1 protein-coding gene is annotated in these 1,891 nt (G+C 43.2%); it reads right to left on the reverse strand.

What is annotated here, in order from left to right; translation table 11 throughout:
• Positions 1–74: 74 nt before the first annotated feature.
• Positions 75–1,337 (reverse strand): group II intron reverse transcriptase/maturase, encoded by a 1,263-nt coding sequence (gene ltrA, locus BJ095_RS18775; protein WP_107937924.1) that lies wholly within the window; start codon positions 1,335–1,337, stop codon positions 75–77.
• Between the last annotated feature and the right edge of the window lie 554 nt (positions 1,338–1,891).

A 1,891-nucleotide genomic window follows, 5' to 3' on the forward strand; every position in this document is an offset into this window, starting at 1 on the left:
ATCGAGTAGGAGGGAGTGATTAACTCCCGACCTCTCACACCACCGTACGTACGGTTCCGTATACGGCGGTTCAATTAAGATGAATAACGCAAAGTTTCGTAACGAACTTGCAGACTTTTCAGCCCTTGGCTTTCCCAATAGGAATTGCCGAGGGTTCTGTGTAATATGGGGCTATTAGAAATGCGCCAGTACCCTTTCCGGGTGTTTCCCCACTCGTATGCTTTTCCAAAAGGAACTTTCAATCGAGTAAGATTTCTGACTCTTGTTCGAGGTTTCTTCCAATTCTTCCATAGACACATCCTTAATCTTCTTTTAATCCAGCTATCTAGTGATTTGAATGTGGAACTTGTATCTGCTAATGCAAAATAACCACACCACCCCATTAGATACTGGTTTAACTTCTCGATTCTGTATTCCATGGAATATGGCATCTTTCTTGAGGTAATCTCTCGTATTTTCATCTTCATTCGGACTAGACTTGTTTTCGCAAGACGAACTTTTGGTTCTTTGTGATTCGTGAAACTAAAACCTAAGAACTTTCGGTTCCAAGGACGATCTACTGCTGATTTCTTTTGGTTTACTTTTAAACGAAGTTTTCCCTCAATAAATCTTTGTACACTCGCCATTACTCTTAACCCCGCACGTTCCGTTTTCACATAAATATTGCAATCATCTGCGTATCGAACGAATTTATGTCCACGTTCCTCCAACTCTTTATCAAGTTCATCTAGAACTACGTTTGAAAGTAGAGGACTTAAAGGTCCACCTTGTGGTGTTCCTTCTTCTGTACTTGAAACCACTCCATTTATCATGACACCGGCTTGGAGGTATTTACGAATAAGTTTTAATAAAGGTTTATCTGAAATTCGTTTCGTTAATGTTGCCATTAGTCGGTCATGATTAACCTTATCGAAGAATTTCTCTAAATCCATGTCAATTACCCATCGATAACCTTCCTTTAAATAACCCTTTGCTTTCCGAACGGCGTCATGGGCGCTCCGATTTGGACGGAATCCATAACTGTGGTCCGAAAATGTTTCGTCATATTCCTTCGATAAAATCTGCGAGATAGCTTGTTGAATCAAACGGTCTGTCACGGTTGGGATACCTAGTAAACGCACACCACCATCTGGTTTCGGGATTTCGACTCGACGTACTGGTTGCGGTTCATAGGTTCCATTCAAAATCTGCGATTTAATGGTTTCCCAATTTTCGAGCATGTGCTGTCGTAAGGTTTGTACGGGCATCATGTCTACTCCATGGCTTCCTTTATTCGCTTCAACTCGCTTTAGCGCTTGTATCATATTTTGCCGTTCAAGAATTTGATTCAACATCACCATTTCGTTCCTTTCCGTGATTAGCTTATCTTCTTATGCCCATCTGAACTCCACCCTCCGCAAATACCCTCGTGGGATTCACCACTACTTTCTAAGCGTGAGGTTTCTCTGTTTTCTGTGCTCATTCATTCTAGATGGAAAGCCAAGGGCTAATCTCTCTTAATTGTTCAGTCCTTCCGACTGGTTCTAGACCCAATCGTACTATGACCTCTGCTGACTTCTGATGATTCAGCTACTTGTCACCAAGTAGGTTATGAAGGGTACTTCATGTTTCCATCAGACCTCCCCGGGTAAGCACATGCACTTTCACACCATCTATCCGCCTCATTTACTAGGTATGACCTTCGACAGAAAGGACTTTGTTTTGTCTTGCAAACTCATCCAGTCGTAACTAGCCTTGTATGAGATTCGTGTTCCTCGGACCGGTGTTTTGCCTCCAGCTTCCTTCAGATTCCGCGTCGCCACGGACACCCTTGCTCTTGGCTAACCTCTACTTCTGTCTTCGGGGTTCGGGACTTACACCCTATAGTTCATGCGCATGCCGGGCGCACAAG

The organism is Ureibacillus chungkukjangi (genome assembly GCF_003217295.1).
Taxonomy (GTDB): Bacteria; Bacillota; Bacilli; order Bacillales_A; family Planococcaceae; genus Ureibacillus; species Ureibacillus chungkukjangi.